At 71.3% G+C, this 15,724-nt stretch carries 10 protein-coding genes; 8 read left to right on the top strand and 2 right to left on the bottom strand.

The genetic code is table 11. From position 1 onward, the window contains the following. Positions 1-456: 456 nt before the first annotated feature. The 7 genes from C3K08_RS17135 (at position 457) to C3K08_RS17105 (ending at position 11,315) form a co-directional block, all read left to right on the top strand. A complete protein-coding gene (locus C3K08_RS17135; RefSeq protein WP_158680058.1) occupies positions 457-3,396 on the top strand; it encodes an NACHT domain-containing protein in 2,940 nt (979 codons plus the stop codon). A gap of 214 nt (positions 3,397-3,610) precedes the next feature. Continuing rightward, positions 3,611-5,056 (top strand): DUF4384 domain-containing protein, encoded by a 1,446-nt coding sequence (locus tag C3K08_RS17130; protein ID WP_158680057.1) that lies wholly within the window; start codon positions 3,611-3,613, stop codon positions 5,054-5,056. Beyond that, on the top strand, positions 5,043-6,308 hold the full coding sequence (locus C3K08_RS17125) for a hypothetical protein (protein ID WP_104992639.1): 1,266 nt from the start codon (positions 5,043-5,045) through the stop codon (positions 6,306-6,308). Before C3K08_RS17130 ends, C3K08_RS17125 begins: the two co-directional genes overlap by 14 nt. Before the next feature lie 31 nt (positions 6,309-6,339). Then, positions 6,340-7,545, top strand: a complete 1,206-nt coding sequence (locus C3K08_RS17120) for an S-layer homology domain-containing protein (RefSeq protein ID WP_104992638.1) — start codon at positions 6,340-6,342, stop codon at positions 7,543-7,545. A 19-nt stretch (positions 7,546-7,564) separates the two neighbouring features. Further along, a complete protein-coding gene (locus C3K08_RS17115) occupies positions 7,565-8,800 on the top strand; it encodes a PKD domain-containing protein (protein ID WP_104992637.1) in 1,236 nt (411 codons plus the stop codon). A gap of 50 nt (positions 8,801-8,850) precedes the next feature. After that, complete coding sequence (locus C3K08_RS17110; RefSeq protein ID WP_104992636.1) at positions 8,851-9,531, top strand: tetratricopeptide repeat protein; 681 nt, start codon at positions 8,851-8,853, stop codon at positions 9,529-9,531. Then, positions 9,519-11,315, top strand: coding sequence for a caspase family protein (locus tag C3K08_RS17105; RefSeq protein WP_158680056.1), 1,797 nt, complete (start codon positions 9,519-9,521; stop codon positions 11,313-11,315). Before C3K08_RS17110 ends, C3K08_RS17105 begins: the two co-directional genes overlap by 13 nt. A 76-nt stretch (positions 11,316-11,391) precedes the next feature. On the opposite strand, the gene C3K08_RS17100 is transcribed toward C3K08_RS17105, so the two are convergent. Continuing rightward, positions 11,392-12,216 carry a hypothetical protein gene (locus C3K08_RS17100; RefSeq protein ID WP_158680055.1) on the bottom strand — a complete coding sequence of 275 codons (825 nt, stop codon included), beginning with the start codon at positions 12,214-12,216 and terminating at the stop codon, positions 11,392-11,394. Beyond that, positions 12,167-13,486 (bottom strand): CHASE2 domain-containing protein, encoded by a 1,320-nt coding sequence (locus tag C3K08_RS17095; RefSeq protein ID WP_104992633.1) that lies wholly within the window; start codon positions 13,484-13,486, stop codon positions 12,167-12,169. The genes C3K08_RS17100 and C3K08_RS17095 overlap by 50 nt, the downstream gene beginning before the upstream one ends. Before the next feature lie 243 nt (positions 13,487-13,729). Between C3K08_RS17095 and C3K08_RS17090 the strand changes: the two genes are divergently transcribed. Then, positions 13,730-15,028, top strand: coding sequence for a site-specific integrase (locus C3K08_RS17090; protein ID WP_158680054.1), 1,299 nt, complete (start codon positions 13,730-13,732; stop codon positions 15,026-15,028). Positions 15,029-15,724: the final 696 nt, after the last annotated feature.

Here is a 15,724-nt window from a genome sequence, read left to right as displayed (position 1 = left end):
CCGGTGGAACCATGTGCACGCGCAGACGGCCCTCAGCCTAGAGACGTTGCCCTCCCGATGCGACCTGTATCTGCGTTCAGCCCCGACCCACCTCGGCAGGCGTGCGTCCGGCTGCCGAGGTGGGCACAGCCTGCGTCGGGGTCGGCGCCCCCGTCATGGGCACCGGCCGCCGCTTATGGTGCTCCCCTCATGTGTCGGTGGCCGCCGGCCGTATCACCCAGTACAGCGTCTTCTACCTGTAGAGGTCGACCACCACGGGCGTCTCGTCCACCAGCACGACGCGAGTGTGAGAAAATCCTCATTTGAGACAGGCCTCCCTTATACTGAGCGGCATCCATACACCTGCCACTCCTGAAGGAGGCTGGAAGCACGATGAAGTCAGTCTCGTTGGCTGTTCTCGGTCCGCCTCTTCTCCTTTCAGGCGATACGCCGCTGAATCCGCATTCCAGTAAAGCCATGGCGCTGCTCGCGGTTCTGGCGCTCGAGGGACCCATGCCCCGGGAGACGCTGGCCGCCCTGCTGTGGGAACGTGACCACCAGCATGCCCGCCTCAGCCTGCGCAATGCCCTGAGCACGCTGTGCCGCACCCTCGGCGACCACGCCGCCCTCGTGCACACCGGTCGGCACGAGCTGGGCCTGAACCGGGAGGCCTTGGTCCTCGATGCCGACCTCCTGGACAGCGCGGACCCGGCGACGCTCCTCGCCCTGTGGCGCGGTCCCTTCCTGTCGGGTCTGGTGATCCGTGACAGCGCCGCCTGGGACGACTGGCACTCCCGCTGGGACCTGCAACTTTCCCAGCGGTATCTCAGCCAGGCCCTGACGCTCGCGCGCGCAGCGCTGGAGGCCAGCCGGCCAGACGAAGCCGCGCACCTGGCCGAGCGGGCCCTGGCTCTCGACCCCCTGTCGGTTCAGGCGGCGCACCTGCTCATAGACGCCCGTCGACAGGCGGGGCAGACGAGTGCGGCCCGGCTGTTCCGAAGCGATTTCCTGAAGCGGTACGCGGCCGAGTACGGCAGTGCCCCCGACTTGCCGCCCCCGGAAGGCCCGCGGCCTCAGGTCCCGGTGGCGGGGCCTCCCGCCCACCACCTGCCCCGGGAACTCACGCCGTTCATCGGCCGGGCGGGTGAACGTGCCCGGGTGCACGACCTGGTGCACCGCGGCGCGCGGCTGATCACCCTGCATGGCCCGGGCGGCATCGGAAAGACCCGCCTCGCGCAGAGGGTGGCCTGGGACCTGGCCGAGCAACCGCGGGGCATTGAGCGTCTGCTGCTGCTGCCGTTCGAAACGTGCGCCGGTCCAGCCGAGGTGCCCGCGCGGCTCGCGGGCGCCCTGAACGTGCCCCTGCATGGAGAGCCGGATCCGGTGCGGGCGCTGGCGCGGCACTTCGGCCCGGCACGGGTCCTGGTGGCGCTCGACAACCTCGACGAGCTGCTGGAGGCCACGCCCTTTCTGCTGCGGCTGCTGGACGCGAGTCCGGGACTCACCCTCCTCGTCACCTCCCGGGAACGGCTGCGCGTCCGTGAGGAACACCTGGTGACGGTGGCCGGTCTGCCTGTGCCTGGCCCCGACGCGGCCGGGGAGATGTTCGACCGAACCGACGCCGTGCAGCTCTTTGTCGCCCAGGCCCGGCAGGTTGGCCCGTTCCACCTCACGGCACAGACCCGTCCCCTGGTCCGGCGCATCTGTCTGGCCGTCGGCGGTTCCCCCCTGGGTGTGGAGCTCGCGGCGGCCTGGACCGGGGTCTTGCCCTTGGAGGAGCTGGTCGGGCAACTGGAACGGGGAGCGCTGCACCTGGACTTTCCCCTGAAGGACGTACCGGACCGGCACCGGAGCCTGGGACACGCCCTGGACGCCTCCTGGCAGCGCCTCTCCCCGCAGGAACAGCAGGTGCTCGCCCGGCTGAGCGTCTTCCGGGGAGGCTTTACCTGGGACGCTGCCCGTGAGGTCGCCAGCGCGACTCCCGCCGTGCTCGCAGAACTGACCGCCAAGGCGCTGATCACCCTGCTGCCCGAGCACCGGTTCCGCTTCCATCCCCTGGTCCGGAACTTCGCGGCCGAGCAGCTGGGTGAAGAGGAGACCGCGCAGGTCGCCGCGCGGCACGCGGCCCACTTCAGGGCCACGCTGGACGGTCTCAATCGCCGGGCGGCAGGGGCCATCTCCCCGGAACTCGTCGCGCTGTTCCGGAACGAGGAGGCGAACGTCATGGCGGCCCTGCGCTGGCTGCTGGCCCGGCGGGCTTACCCGGACCTGGCCCGCATCGCCGAGCCGCTGCTGTGGGCCTATCCACTCATGGGCCGTTTTCGGGACGGCTTGGCCTTCTGTGAAGCCGTTCTCGCGCAGTTCGGCGACCGGGAGGAGGCCCGGGAAGCCCGGCTGTCGTACCTGATCGGCTACGCCTGGCTGACGCTGTTCGCCGGCGACGTTCCACGTGCCGTCGAGCTGGGCCGGGAGGTCCTGAACGACCTCGGGCAGGAAGACTCCCTGTTGCGGCTCCGGGCCCTGGACGGCTACGGACAGGCCTGTGGGCGGGCCTTCGAGCTCGCGGAGGCGCGCGGCACCCTGCTCGAGGCCCAGCACCTGGCCCGACGACTGGGTGATCCCACCCGGCTGATGCGGAGCCTGAACAACCTGGGGTTGATCCTGGCCTTGCAAGGCGCGGCGGAGGACGCCCGGCGCTGCCATGGAGAAGCGTACGCGCTGTACCGGTCCGGCCAGGTGCCGCCGGGCATGGACGTGATCTGGCTGCTGTCCAACATCGCCGTGGAGCGCATGATGGCCGACGACCTGCCGGGTGCCTGCCGCATGGTCCAGGAAGGGCTGGACATGACAGCCGCGCTGGGCCTGCGGGGGCAGGAGCCGATCTTGCGGGCGGTGCTGGGGCTGGCCCAGCTGGAGCTGCTGGTACGGGGAGAGGGCCGGGCCAGCCCCGGAGAACTGGAAGAGCAGGTGGAATCGGCCCTGGACCGGGCGGTGGCCAGCGGAGAGACCTTCGCGCGGGCGCTGCTGATGGGGGTGCGGGGAGCTCTGGCCCTGCGGCAGGAAGCCGTGGTAGACGGAGGCTCCGGGCTGCTCGGGGCCCTGACGTTCGCCTGGGAGACCCAGAACCTGCTCGTCTTCCACTGGCTCCTGCCCTACGCTCCGGTCGCCATGCTCCGGCTGGGAGACGGCGGGAGCGCTGCCCGGCTGCACACCTTCCTGACCGGGGACTCGCCCCTGGGAACCTGGAACCGCCGGCGGGCGGAGCGGGAGTGGGCCGGAGCGTCTGGCCTGCAGGAGGCGGACGGGTGCTCATTGGAAGCAGGCGGCAACCCGGGATCGCTCGCAGAGGTCGCCAGGCTCGTCCGTCAGGTGCTGGAGGCCCTGCCCGTCAGCCGGGTCACGCCGGCCTCCTCTTGAGCCGACCTCTGGGCGGGGCCGGAGGCTCCGGTGCCGGCCGTTGCCGCTCACCCTCATCTGGGCGTTCCGCTCGGAGCAGAGGGTGCGGCGTGGGGGCGAGCGCCACCGCCGCTTTGCTTTGACGCTTTCTTGACGCTTTTTTGACGCCCGCGCCTGAACAATCCTCTCATCCGCCGCACAGTGGATTGAGGAGCAACTCATGAGAGGAGAAGCGATGGGCACCGCAGTCAGTCTCTCCGTCCAACGGCGTTCCCTGCTGTTGTGGCTCTCTCTGGTGCTGGCCGGCGCGGGAGCCGCTCAAGCCGAGGACCGCGCCCTGCTCGTGGGCGTGGGTACCTACCAGGACGGCAGTACCCTGCTGGGCGGGAGCCGGGATCTGGACTCCATGCGCCAGATTGTCGCCAAGCTGGGCTTCGGGCCGCAGCAGATCCGGGTGCTGGCCGACCGGGCCGCCACCCGTCAGGGGCTGCTCGGCAGCATCCAGTCCTGGCTGGTCGAGGGCGTGACCGCCGGCGACCGGGTCCTGTTCTATTTCGTCGGACATGGCACCCGGTACACCGATCCGGCCGGCCAGAACGGGTGTTCCACGGGGCTGGTGCCCTACGACCTGGCCAACGTCGTCGGTGAGCGGGACCTGCAGGCCGCGTTCAACCGCGTGCCGGCGCGCGAGATGCTGGTAATCCTGGACAGCTGCTTCAGTGGGGTGAACTACCGGGGCGGTGCCGCGGCGGCCCCTGCCCGGGCCCTGCAGCCACGCTTCCTGGCCCGGTCGGGGACCATGGCCTGCACCACGGCGGTGAACATGACGCCGGACAACCGCATCAGCCGGATCCTGGGCCCCGGCAGGACGGACGCCCCCGCCACCGGCCGGTCCATCACCATGACGGCGTCCGCCAACAACGAGCTGGCCTTCGGCTCCGACCAGGGCGGACTGTTCACCCAGTCGCTGTACCAGGGTCTGGTGAGCCGGCCGGGACCGATCAGCTTCGCGGAGCTCAGGGAATTTGCGGCTCAACATGTCCGCAAGCTCTTTGCCGAACTGGACGTCTCGGGGTACACCGTCCCCACGCCGCAGCTGTTCGGCGTGCCGGAGTGGCTGCACAAAGACGTCTTCAGCTTCGGCCGCCTGTCGCAGCCGGCCACGGCGACGATTCCCTCGCCGGATATCCAGGCGGCCACCTCCGGCCGGGCGTTCCTGGACCGCTACCTGAACACCAGTGCCTTTGCCGTGGAGGTCCGCAGCAAGCAGGCGGCCTACCGTGACGGCGAGCCCATCGAGTACACGGTGGTCAGCTCCAGTGACGGGTACCTGAACCTGTTCGAGCTGGACGAACGCGGCGCGCTGACCCTGCTCTATCCCAACCGCTACGCACAGGCGAACAACGTGAAAGCCGGCGTGCCGCTGGTCTTCCCGGACCTGAGCCGGTACCGCATCGTGGCCGGCGCCCCGTACGGCAAGTCCCAGGTGGTGGCCCTGGTGAGCGACGCTCCGCTGAACTTCATGACCATGCCCGGCAGCCAGCAGACGGAGTTCCAGCTGTTCCTGAGTCTGGCGGACATTCAGCGCCTGGGCCAGCAGGCGCGCGCCAGCCTGATCCTGCCGGTCGCCACCGGGGCGCGGCATGGAGCCGGCAGCGTGACCATCGATGTGCGGCCTTAGGGGTGCCGCGGTCCTGCTGGCCGCCAGCCTGGGCCTGGCCGCCGCCTTACAGGCCCAGACTCGCCTGGAGCCGCAGGCCCTGACGGGCCTCGCAGTGGACGACCTCTCCCACCTGAGCGCCTGTCCGGACGGCACGTTGTTCGGGATGGGCCACCTGAGCCAGCCCTGGCAGGTCCGTCTGGGGGCCTCCCAGTCCCGGCATCCGCTCAAGGGCTACGTGGTCATCCGGCAGCCGGGCAGCCAGACCTTCGGGCTGTTCGCCGGCATGGAAGGTGAGCCGCTGGCCCTGGACTGCGCCGCGCCAGATGGCGAACCGAGCCTGTTCGCCGCGTCGCGTGATTCGGCGGGGGTCTGGTTGGCGCGGGTGCAGGCCCGCACCCGTGGGGTCGTCTGGCAACGCCCGGTGTTGCCTGCCGGCTCGGACGTGGATGACCTGACTGTGACCCCTGCCGGTGAGGTCTACCTGGTCGGGCACCGGGGCCCCGAGGGTCCGGCCGTCCTCGTGCGGGTGGCGGCCCAGACCGGCGTCCCGGTCACGACCACGGAGCTGCCGATCACCGGCCAGCTCCAGGAGCTCCAGGTCGCCCTGGGGGAGCGGTCCGTGTGGGTCGCGGGCCGGGTGGGGGTCCCGAACCGGCCGTCCGACGTGTTCCTGACGCGGCTCGACCCGGCCGTGCCCGGTCCTGGCCTGACCGTCACGCTGGGCAGCCCGGCCGAGGACGTGGTGGGCGACCTGGCGCTCACTGGTCGGCGGGTCTGCCTGGCCGGCTCCACGCACGGCACGCTGACCGCCGGGGACGGTGCGGGTACGGGGAACGCTCCGCAGGGCGAGGCCGACGCCTTCGTCGCCTGCTGGACCACGGAGGGCCAACTCCTGTGGGTGCGGCAGTGGGGCACTCCCCAGGCCGACGCGTACACCCGCTTGCTGCTCCGGGAGGACGGCGGAGTCGTGGCGGCCGGCTACACCGATGGCGCGGCGCTCCCGGTGAGGCCGCCGGGAGCCGGGGGGGGCAAGGACGCCCTGCTCGCCCGGTACAGCCCGCAGGGGACCCTGCTGGAAGCCTACCGCTACGGCCGGTCCGGCGACGAGACCTTCATGGCCCTGGTCCCCGCGTCGCCGGAGGGGCTGGTGCTGGCCGGCCGCAGCGGACCGGGAGCCTGGACCGTGGCCGTGGACGCGGCCCTGCAGGTGACGTCGGCCCTGCCCTTCGGCCGACTCGGCGACCCTTCCGTGTCCACGCCCCGCCCCTGATCCGCGGCCCCGCCGTGAAGGAGGATCCATCATGCGACAGACCCTGGTGCTGAGCTGCGCGCTTCTGTTCACGGGGGCCGCGTCCGCGCAGGTCACGGTGCCGCCGGGCAGCGCCGCGGCCGCCCAGCAGCAAGCCGGCAGCTGGGCCCGGCAGGCCGTGGAACTGGTCGTCAACCGGGGCCTGGTGGTGGGCTACCCGGGCGGTACCTTCAACTGGGCCTCGCCCGCTACCCGTCAGGAGGTGGCGGTGATGCTCGCCCGGTTGCTGGAGCGCTATCCCCTCGAGCGGCTGGAGACCCTGCTGAGCAGCGCGGAGCTCGACGTCCTGACGCGCGGCATCGAGGAAGCGCGCGCGGGCCTGCAGGAGCTGCGCACCCAGGTAACGGACCTGCTGGGAAGCGTCCAGGCGCTGCAGCAGCAGGTCAACCAGTTGCAGGGCCTGACCACCACCGCCCAGACCCTCACGGACGCGGCGGCCGCCCTGGGCACCCGTCTGGACACCCTGGAGACGCAGGCGGGCAGCACCCAGCTGGCCGCGGAGGCGGCCCAGGGGGCCGCGCAGAGCCTGAGCGGCCGGGTCGACACCCTGCAGAGCACCCAAGCCGACCAGGCGCGGCTGCTGACCGAGGCGCAAGGCACCTTGACCCAGCTGAGCGGCCAGTTGCAGCAGGACACCGCCGCGCTGACCGCCCAGCTGGGGACCCTGCAGGCCAGCCTGGAGCAGGTCCGCACCCAGTCGGGCACCCAGCTGGCCGCCCTGCAGACGGAGCTCGCCGGCCTGAACCAGCGCCTGCAGGCCCAGGAGGCCGTCACGGCCGAGGCGGCGCGCGTGCGTGCGGAAGCGGACGCGCAGCCCCGCTGGTATGTCGGGGTGGGCGGCTACCTGGTTGGCTCGCCCAGCAGCGGCGCGCAGTTCCGCGTCGTGGCTGGCAATGCCCGGCTGGTCGGCAACTTCGGCCTCCGGCTAACGGGGGACTTCGGTGGGCAGTCCGGGCTGGGCAGCGCCGCGTCCGTGCTGGGGACCTACACCGTGTCGTCCGGACCGATGACCGGCTATGTGGGGGTCGGTGCAGGCCGCAACTTCACCCGTCAGGAGACGTTCGGGGACATCACCCTGGGAGCGACCTACCAGTTCACCCGGCAGTTCGCGGTCTTCGCCGAGGGGCGGCAGATCTTCTCCTTCAACGTCAACCGGCATTTCGGCTCCCTGGCTTTCGGGATCCAGTACCGCTTCTAGCCGCCCCGGAGGAACGCCTGTGAACAGCCTGCGCCTCGTGACCCTGCTCAGCGCCTCCCTGGCCCTGCTGGGGGCCTGCTCCAGCCCCCCGCCCAACGCCGCACCCGTCATCGAGGACCCGCGCCTCCAGATCACCGGGGAGCGCCGCGTCGCCCTGTCTTTCCGCGCGGCGGATCCCGACCGGGACTCCCTCACCTGCAGCGTCAGCTGGGGAGACGGCACGGCTCCGCAGGCGGTGAGCTGCGCGGGTACGGACCTCACGCACATCTATTCGGCCTACGGCAGCTACCAGGTCACCGTGAGGGCGGCCGACGCGCAGACGAGCGCGCAGGAGACCCTCAGCGTGACCCTGCTGGAGGCCCCTCGCACGCAGCCGCGGATCGTGGCCTTCACGCGCGTGGCCCCGGGCACGGACGCCACCAGCCTGACCGGCACCGTCCGCCTGGTGGCGAACGACGGTGGAGCGGGCCAGGCGCTGACCTGCACGCTGAACTGGGGCGACAACACGCCGGACGAGCCGGTGCCCTGCGCCAACGACGTGGCGCTCACGCGCAGCCATCCCTACAGCGCTCCGGGCGACTACGCCGTGCTGCTGGTCGTGCGCGACAGCCAGGGGCAGGAGGTCACGCGGACCATCGGCGTCCGGGTGGGTGAGGTCCAGGGTCCCGTGAACGCTCCGCCCGTCATCCTGATGGAGCAGGTGCCCTCGACCCTTGACGCCGCGTGGCCGGTCCGAGTGCAGGTCGACGTGCAGGATCCGGAAAACGCCCCGCTGAGCTGCCGGGTGAACTGGGGCGACAACACGGGCTTCCAGACTGTGCCCTGCACCTCGGACGGGCGTCTGCTGCTCGACCACCTGTATCCGGGTCCTGGCGATTACGCGGTCCTGTTCGAGGTGGACGACGGCAAAAACAAGGTCAGCAAGACCCTGGGCGTCAAGGTGGGCCGGGCCGAGGTGCCTGTGAACGCTCCGCCGGCGCTCCTGATGCTGCAGGTGCCCTCGACCCTTGACGCCGCGTGGCCGGTCCGGGTCCAGATCGACGTGCAGGATCCGGAGAACGCCCCGCTGAGCTGCCGGGTGAACTGGGGCGACAACACCGGCTTTCAGACCGTGCCCTGCACGTCGGGAGGACGCTTGCTGCTCGACCACCTGTATCCGGGCCCCGGGGATTATGCGGTCCTGTTCGAGGTGGAGGACGGCCAGAACAAGGTCAGCAAGACCCTGGGCGTCAAGGTGGGGCGACCGCCTCAGTAGGTTGTTCCAGTGGGGCCGCCCCACCGGGCGGTCCTGGTCAAGGAGTCACCATGTACCGCTTCATCTTGACTCTCGGCGCCGGCCTCCTCTCCCTGGGCCTGCTGGCCCATGCCCAGCAGACCGCTCCCCCGAAGGCCCCCCTCAGCGCGTGCGAGCAGCTGTACGAGCAGAAAGCCTACGCGGACGCCGCGCAGGCCTGTGAACCGGTGGCCGAAGCCGGGAACGCCCAGGCGCAGCTGATCCTGGGGCTGCTGTACCTGGGCGGCCTGGAGGTGCCCGGCAATCCCCAGCGCGCGGTCGTCTGGCTGATGAAGGCCGCCGGGCAGAAGGTGGCCGAGGCCCAGTACCAGCTCGGGATGGCGTACCTCTCCGGCACGGGGTTGTCGGCACCGAACCTCGTGACCGGTGTGGAATGGCTGCTCAAGGCCGCCGAACAGCAGCACCCGGCGGCCCTCGCGGAACTCGGGAACTATTACACCAGCCAGCTGCAGGACTATGAGAAAGGCGCGAGCTACACCCGGCGGGCAGCCTGCCTGGGGAACGTCACGGCCCAGCGCAACATGGTCCGGATTCTGTACTACGGCATCGGGAACGTGAAAAATTGCCGCCAGGCCGCCTGGTGGGCGCGCCGCGCCGCGGAGAAAGACGAACTCTCGCGCTCCAACTACCGCATCATCACCAGCCGCGCGGACTGCCTGCCGGATGCCGCGTACAATCCGTGCGCCGGCTAGGAGCCCTGCTGGGCCTGTGCGCGCTGCTGGTGGGGGGCGCAGGCCAGGGGCAGGGCGAACAGCGGGGCGACGCCCTCACCCTGCAGGCCACCCTGCGCGCCCACCAGGCCCGGGTCAATGCCCTGGCCTTCAGCGCGGACGGGCACCTGCTCGCGACCGCGGGCGCGGACCGGGACGTCTACCTGTGGACGGCGGAGACGGGGGAACGCCTCCGGCGGCTGGACCACGACCACAACGTCACGGCCGTCGCCTTCAGCATCGGGGGCGAGCAGCTCTTCACCGCGGGCGGTGAGCAGATCCAGCGGTGGACCGTGCCGGGCGGCCAGGTGACCGGCGTCTGGCGCGAGCCGGCCGGCACAGTGACGGCCATGGCCGCGTCGGTCTCCGGTCACGTCGCGGTCGGGACCACCACCCGGGCTGTGGGCCTCTGGGACAGCCGCGCGGGCACCCGGCGTGAACTCGGTGGGCATTCGGGGACCGTGCGCGCCCTGCGGTTCACGCCGGACGGTGCGCGGCTGCTCAGTGGGGGCGACGACGGCACCGTCCGGGTCTGGGAGGTCGGCAGCGGCCGGTTGCAGGCCACCCTGGAGATCGGGGCGCCTGTCAGTGCCCTGGACCTGAACAAGGCGGGGGAGTGGCTCGCCGTGGCCACGCTCAGCGGCGTCACCGAGGTCTGGCGCTGGCAGGAGGCCCGCCGTGCCGCCCGCCTTCCGGGCGAGGCCGGCGTGGTGTCGGTCACGTTCTCTCTGGACGAGCGCCTGCTGCGGACCGGGAGCTTCGACCGGCAGATCCGGCTGTGGAACTGGCAGCAGCAGCCGCCCCGGCTGCTGAGCGCCGAGGCGCAGCCGGCGACCGTCACGGCCCTGACCTACAGCCGGGACGGTCGCCGGCTGGCGGTGGCGCGCTCCGCTGCCGACGACAGTCTGAACGCAGCGCTGTACCGCACCGAAGGGAGTCTGGTCCCCGGTCCCCTGCCGCCCGCCCCTGCCCCCTCGCCGGGCAGCCCGGCGAGTCCGGGCGCGGGGCGCCGGCTGTTCGTCCTGGGCGTGGGGGTGGAGGTCTTTCAGAGCCCGGCGGTGTCTGCCCTGAACTACACGGTCGACGACGTCACCGAGCTCGCCCTGCTGTTCGAGAAGGCGCAGAACAACCGACTGTACGGCCGCGTCGTCTCCCGGATCCTGCTCAACGCCGACGCCACGCGGGCGCGGATCCTGCAGAGCATGGAGGACATCGCCCGCGCTACCACGCCGCAGGACACGGTGTACGTGTTCTTCGCCTCGCATGGAGAAAACGAGGGCGACGAGTACTACTTCCTGCCGCATGACGTCCGCAGCGGCGACCAGGGCAGCGCCATCAGTGGCCGGGAGATGACCGAGTTCGTGGGCCGCATTCCCGGCCGGGTCGTCGTGTTCCTCGACACCTGCCACGCGGGGCGCATCGACCGGGTCAAGGACAGCAACCCGGCCGCCTTCATCGCCCGCGCCTCGCGGATCGTCGCGGCCACCCGGCCGGGAACGCCGGCAGACAAGGTCTTCCTGTCGGCGGCCGGGCCGGGCCAGCTGTCCAACGAGGCGCAGGGCCTGACGAACGGCTTTTTCAGCTACGCGCTGCTCGAGGGCCTGCGCGGCGGGGCACGCCCGGCGGCGCAGCAGCCCATCGGGCTGCTGGACCTGCTGGGCTTCGTGCAGCGGCGCGTTCCGGAACTCGTCGCCGCCCGCCCCGGCGCGGCGCCGCAGAATCCGGTGGCCACCGGTGCCCAGGACAACTGGCCGCTGATGCCCTGAGCCAGGGGGGCCGACCATCAGGCCCGCGTGAGGAGTGCAAGGTTCCCGGGGTTGGGCACGGGGGAGGCGCCTGAGCCTACGGAAAGCGGCAGGCTTCCCCTTGCCAGTGCTGCCGGATCAGCTGGTCCACCGCCCTGGCCTCTGCCTCACGCCCGGTGTCCAGGGCCAGGTAGGACAGCAGGGCCGGCGCGAACTCGGGGAGGGGCGTGGTCAGCAGCCGGTCGAGCGTCTCCTCCTGGCCGGCGGGTGGAATCGTCAGGGACCCCACCCGCACCACCGGGGTGCCGTACAGCAGTGTCCCGTCGGCACGCCACACCTCGAGCCGAGAGACGTTCATGAGCCGGGCCGCAGGAATGCGGAAGGTCGCGTCGGTGCCGCGGACCTGCGAGGTATAGGTCACGGTCCCCTGGGAGTTCAGCAGCCGCAGGGTTCGGGCGGCGTCGCCGGAGACCGGCAGCAGCAGCGCTGCGGGATGAAAGGGCTCTGGCAGCAGCAGCGGGGGCCTGCACCGGCTGGCCTCCGGGCCCCGGCTGCCGCCCGTGACCACGACAGGTGGGCTTCCCCGGTACCACTGCTGGACGGCCTCCGTGAGCTGCGCCAGGAGGTTCTTTGCCGCAGAGACCCGCACCGGCACCTGAACGCAATCGCCGGCCCGCAGGGGACGGACCTGCACCCTTCCGGCCCAGGAATACCGGAGGGTCACCTGGCCCTTGTCCCCGCAGACCAGGTCGCCTGCATGCAGGGAGCTGTCCCGGGTCACCCGGAGAGACCGCTCCAGGGTGACGCTCGGTGCTGGGGCATAGATCACGGCGGCCGCTCCGGCGCGGACCTCGACATACGGCACGCGCAACTCAGGGCGTGGGGTCGTGAGCAGGATCAGGGCCAGGGTCAGGTGCAGCATCGGAGTCTCCCTTCGGGGCGAACTGCCCCCGCAGCCATTGGGCCAGCTTCAGCACGACGAACGGCAGCGTGAGGTCCAGGAACAGGCCAGTGAAGTGGAGCAGCGCGGCGGCCAGCAAGACCAGCAGCGCTGTCGCCAGGACGAACTCGGCCGCCGGCAGGACCTGCTGCCGGAACCAGGGCCGGCGGCTCAGCCGGAGCAGGGACGATGCGGTGAGGTGGGCGCACCACAGGGCGAGGCCCACACCCAGGGAGACCAGGCCGACCGTGGGCCAGAAGTTCAGGGACTGCAGGCCACCAGGGTACGTCAGCCGGGTCAGGACCGCGTTGGCATGAATCAGCACGCCCGGCATGGGACTGGACGAGGCCGCCGTGCGGTGCAGGTCCTGGCTGTCGGCGTCGGTGCGCCCCACCAGGACCAGGGCATCCCGCAGTTCCAGACGCCGCTGCGGGGGTCCCGTGAGCAGCTGGCCGGCGGGAATCTGCGTGAACAGGTGCGGCCAGCTGCGGTGAAAGGCGATATGACGTCCGAGCCCCGACGTGACCTCCCAGGGCCGCGCTTCCCGGTCGTCCACCTGGGAGTCCACCGCCCCACTCGTGCAGTCCCGCTGCCCGGCCTGGATGCTGGCCAGGGCTTCTGCCGCCGAGGGTGCCCCTCTGGGCCGGGGCAGTCGGCGGACCACCAGGTCGTCCTCCAGCAGATGGGGCGAGACGGCGCAGAGGTGAGCGCCCGCCCCCGGCTCGGCCAGGTCCTGGCGGCCGAGCAGCCCGTTGTGAATCACCAGGATGGGGTACGCGCGGGGGGCACGGAGCTGCGTGAGCAGGCGCTCGTCGCCCCCCGATCGTTGCCCCGTCCGCTGACCCGCTGGCGCCGCGTTGCTTCCGAACCGCAGGTCCAGGTCGAGCAGCACGGCCCGGGGCTGGCCCACGCCGATGCGCTGCAGCAGCGTCGAGAGGGTGCCCCGATCGAAGACGTAGGAGTTCGGGCTGAACCGCTGCACGGCCGCGTCGTCGATGGCGACGAGCACCACCAGCGGCAGTCCTGGTACAGGCGCGGGCGCAGGCCATTCGTAGGTGACCCTCGACACCAGATCGAACATGCGGTCCGGTGCCCTCGTCACCAGCGCCGACACCGGCCCGAGGCACTGACAGGAGCCTGACCAGAGCAGCACGGTAAAGAGCACCATGAAAAGGGCCAGGTCGCGCGACGGGGAGAGCAACTGGAGCCATGAGCGCCGGGTGACGGGCTCCGGGGGGATGCTGTGCTTCATGCCAGTGACCTTGGGAACAGGGGGCACAACAAGCGGCGCGAGTGGACTGTGCGAACGGTAGGGACAGTATATGGGGTCAGCCTGCCGTCAGAGAGCGGGATGGAAGCTGCGCCCGGTAGGCCGTGCCGAAGCTCGGTCGCTGTCCGCCTCTTGGTCGGGGTGCCCCGGCGTCCGGGGCCGCGGGGCTGGGCACGGAGAGGGGCGGCCTTGCGCTGCGGCAGTCCCTCTGGCATGTCCGTACCCATGGCAATTCGCAGACGAGTCGGCGAGGGCACCGTGCATCCCGTGGAGTGGAAGGGGCGGGTGGTGGGCTACCGGGACCTGGCAACCTACTACGACCCGGGCGCGGGCAAGCGCCGGCGCAAGTCGGTCAGCCGCCGAACCCGGGCAGCAACGGAACGGGCGCTGCGGAAGTTGATCCGCACCCTGCCTCAGGGTCAGGGCCAGGCCCGTCCCAAGACGGCCCGTCCTCCCGCACTCCCACTGGGGGCCCCTCCCGGCTCCCTGCACGCCCTGCTGCTGCGCTGGCTGGACTACAAAGCGCGCGATGTCCGGCCATCCACCTGGCGGGGCTACATGCAGGCCCTGGAGCGTGTTCTGCCCAGCCTGGGGACCCGGCCCCTGGGACAACTCACGGTCCTGGACGTGGAAGACTTGGTCGGCCACCTCCAGACGGAGTCCGGTCCGCGCCTGGCGGGGCGGGTCCTGCATGTACTCCGGATGGCGCTGCAGCAGGCGGTGCGCTGGCAACTCGTTCCCGGTAATGTTGCGCAGCACGTCCGCAAGCCGCGCGTGACGCGGCCGGAACTGACGGTCCGGACCCCCGAACAGGCCGCGCGCTTCCTGGGGGCGGCCCGGGGACACCGGCTCCACCCACTGTTCGCCTTCGCGCTGCACACCGGCATGCGCCGCGGTGAGCTGCTCGCCTTGCAGTGGGGCGACGTGGACCTGGACGCCCAGGAGCTCACGGTGCGGCATAACCTGGTGAAAAACAGTGCCGGTCAGGACGTCGTCGGCGAACCCAAGACCGAGGCGGGAAGGCGCAGGGTCGCGCTCGCCGAGGACATCGTGGCGCTGCTGCGTGCGCACCACCGGCGCGAACACCGGGGGCGCCGGGCCCCGCGCCCGGCCGACTTCGTCTTCACCGCGGCCTCTGGCAACCACGTCCAGCACCGCCACCTGCAGCGCACCTTCCAGGCGCTGATGGACGGGGCCGGGGTGCCCCACATCCGCTTCCACGACCTGCGGCACACCGCCGCGAGCCTGCTGATCCGCCAGGGCGTGCCGGCCAAGGTGGTGGCCAACCGGCTGGGGCACGTGGATCCCACCTTCACCCTGAAGGTCTACACCTACGTGTATGACGACCAGCGGGCGCAGGCGGCGCTCAGCCTGGAAACGCTGCTCGCTCCGGTGTGGGGAGCCGGGCGCAGGCGCGCCTCAGTTCCTCCGGGGAGTGGCACGCGGGACGCGCCAGCCTCGAGCGGCTCCACGCCGCGCTGGGTGCGTTCCTGGCGGAGGCCCCGGAGTGGGCGCGCCAAGTAGTGCAGGAAGGCCTGGAGGACCGCTAGTAGCGAGGCACGTTGCGGGACCTGGGCGACGGCCTCACTCAGCCGCGCCACGGCGTGGGGCAGGTCAGGTGGCGCCAGGGGATATCCGAAGCGCCCCGTCACGTCGTGATCCAGCACCGCCGCCGTGGCCGACCAGCCCGCGTACGCAGCGTAGGTCCGGGTGAGGTGCGGCCGCGCCCTGGCGAAGCGCTCAGCGTCCGGCAGGCGCGCCCTCTTGACGTGCATGTTGTGGCCAGGATCACTGGGCACCAGGTTCCACAGCTCGCCGATCGGGTGCACCGAGACCGGGATGATGTGGTCGAGGTCGAAGCGGGTGGGGGAGAGGGCATGACCGGTCCAGGGGCAGAAAAAGTCGTGCCCTTCCAGCATCAGCAGCCGCACCTGGTGCCGCTCCCAGGTCAGGGGCGTGCGGGCCTCCGGGGACGCGCTCAGGCGAGCGAACACCTCCCCGCGCGAGACCGGTGGGTCCTGCGCCACCCGTTCCACGAACAGGCTCCACTCGTGCACGCACAGCGCCTCGATCCACAACGGCAGGGTCTGGAAGGTGCGCCACAGGGAAGCGGGGACCGTGAACGCCGTCTCCTCCAGACGCGTGCCGGGGAGCAGCTGACCCGTGAGCGTACCGGCCGGCGCGGGCGGGCCGAACACCTGGTGCTCGCCGCCTGGACCG

Source organism: Deinococcus sp. NW-56 (genome assembly GCF_002953415.1).
Taxonomy (GTDB): Bacteria; Deinococcota; Deinococci; order Deinococcales; family Deinococcaceae; genus Deinococcus.
The sequence above is the reverse complement of the archived record's forward strand: the minus strand, read 5'-3'. Positions and strand labels throughout refer to the sequence as shown.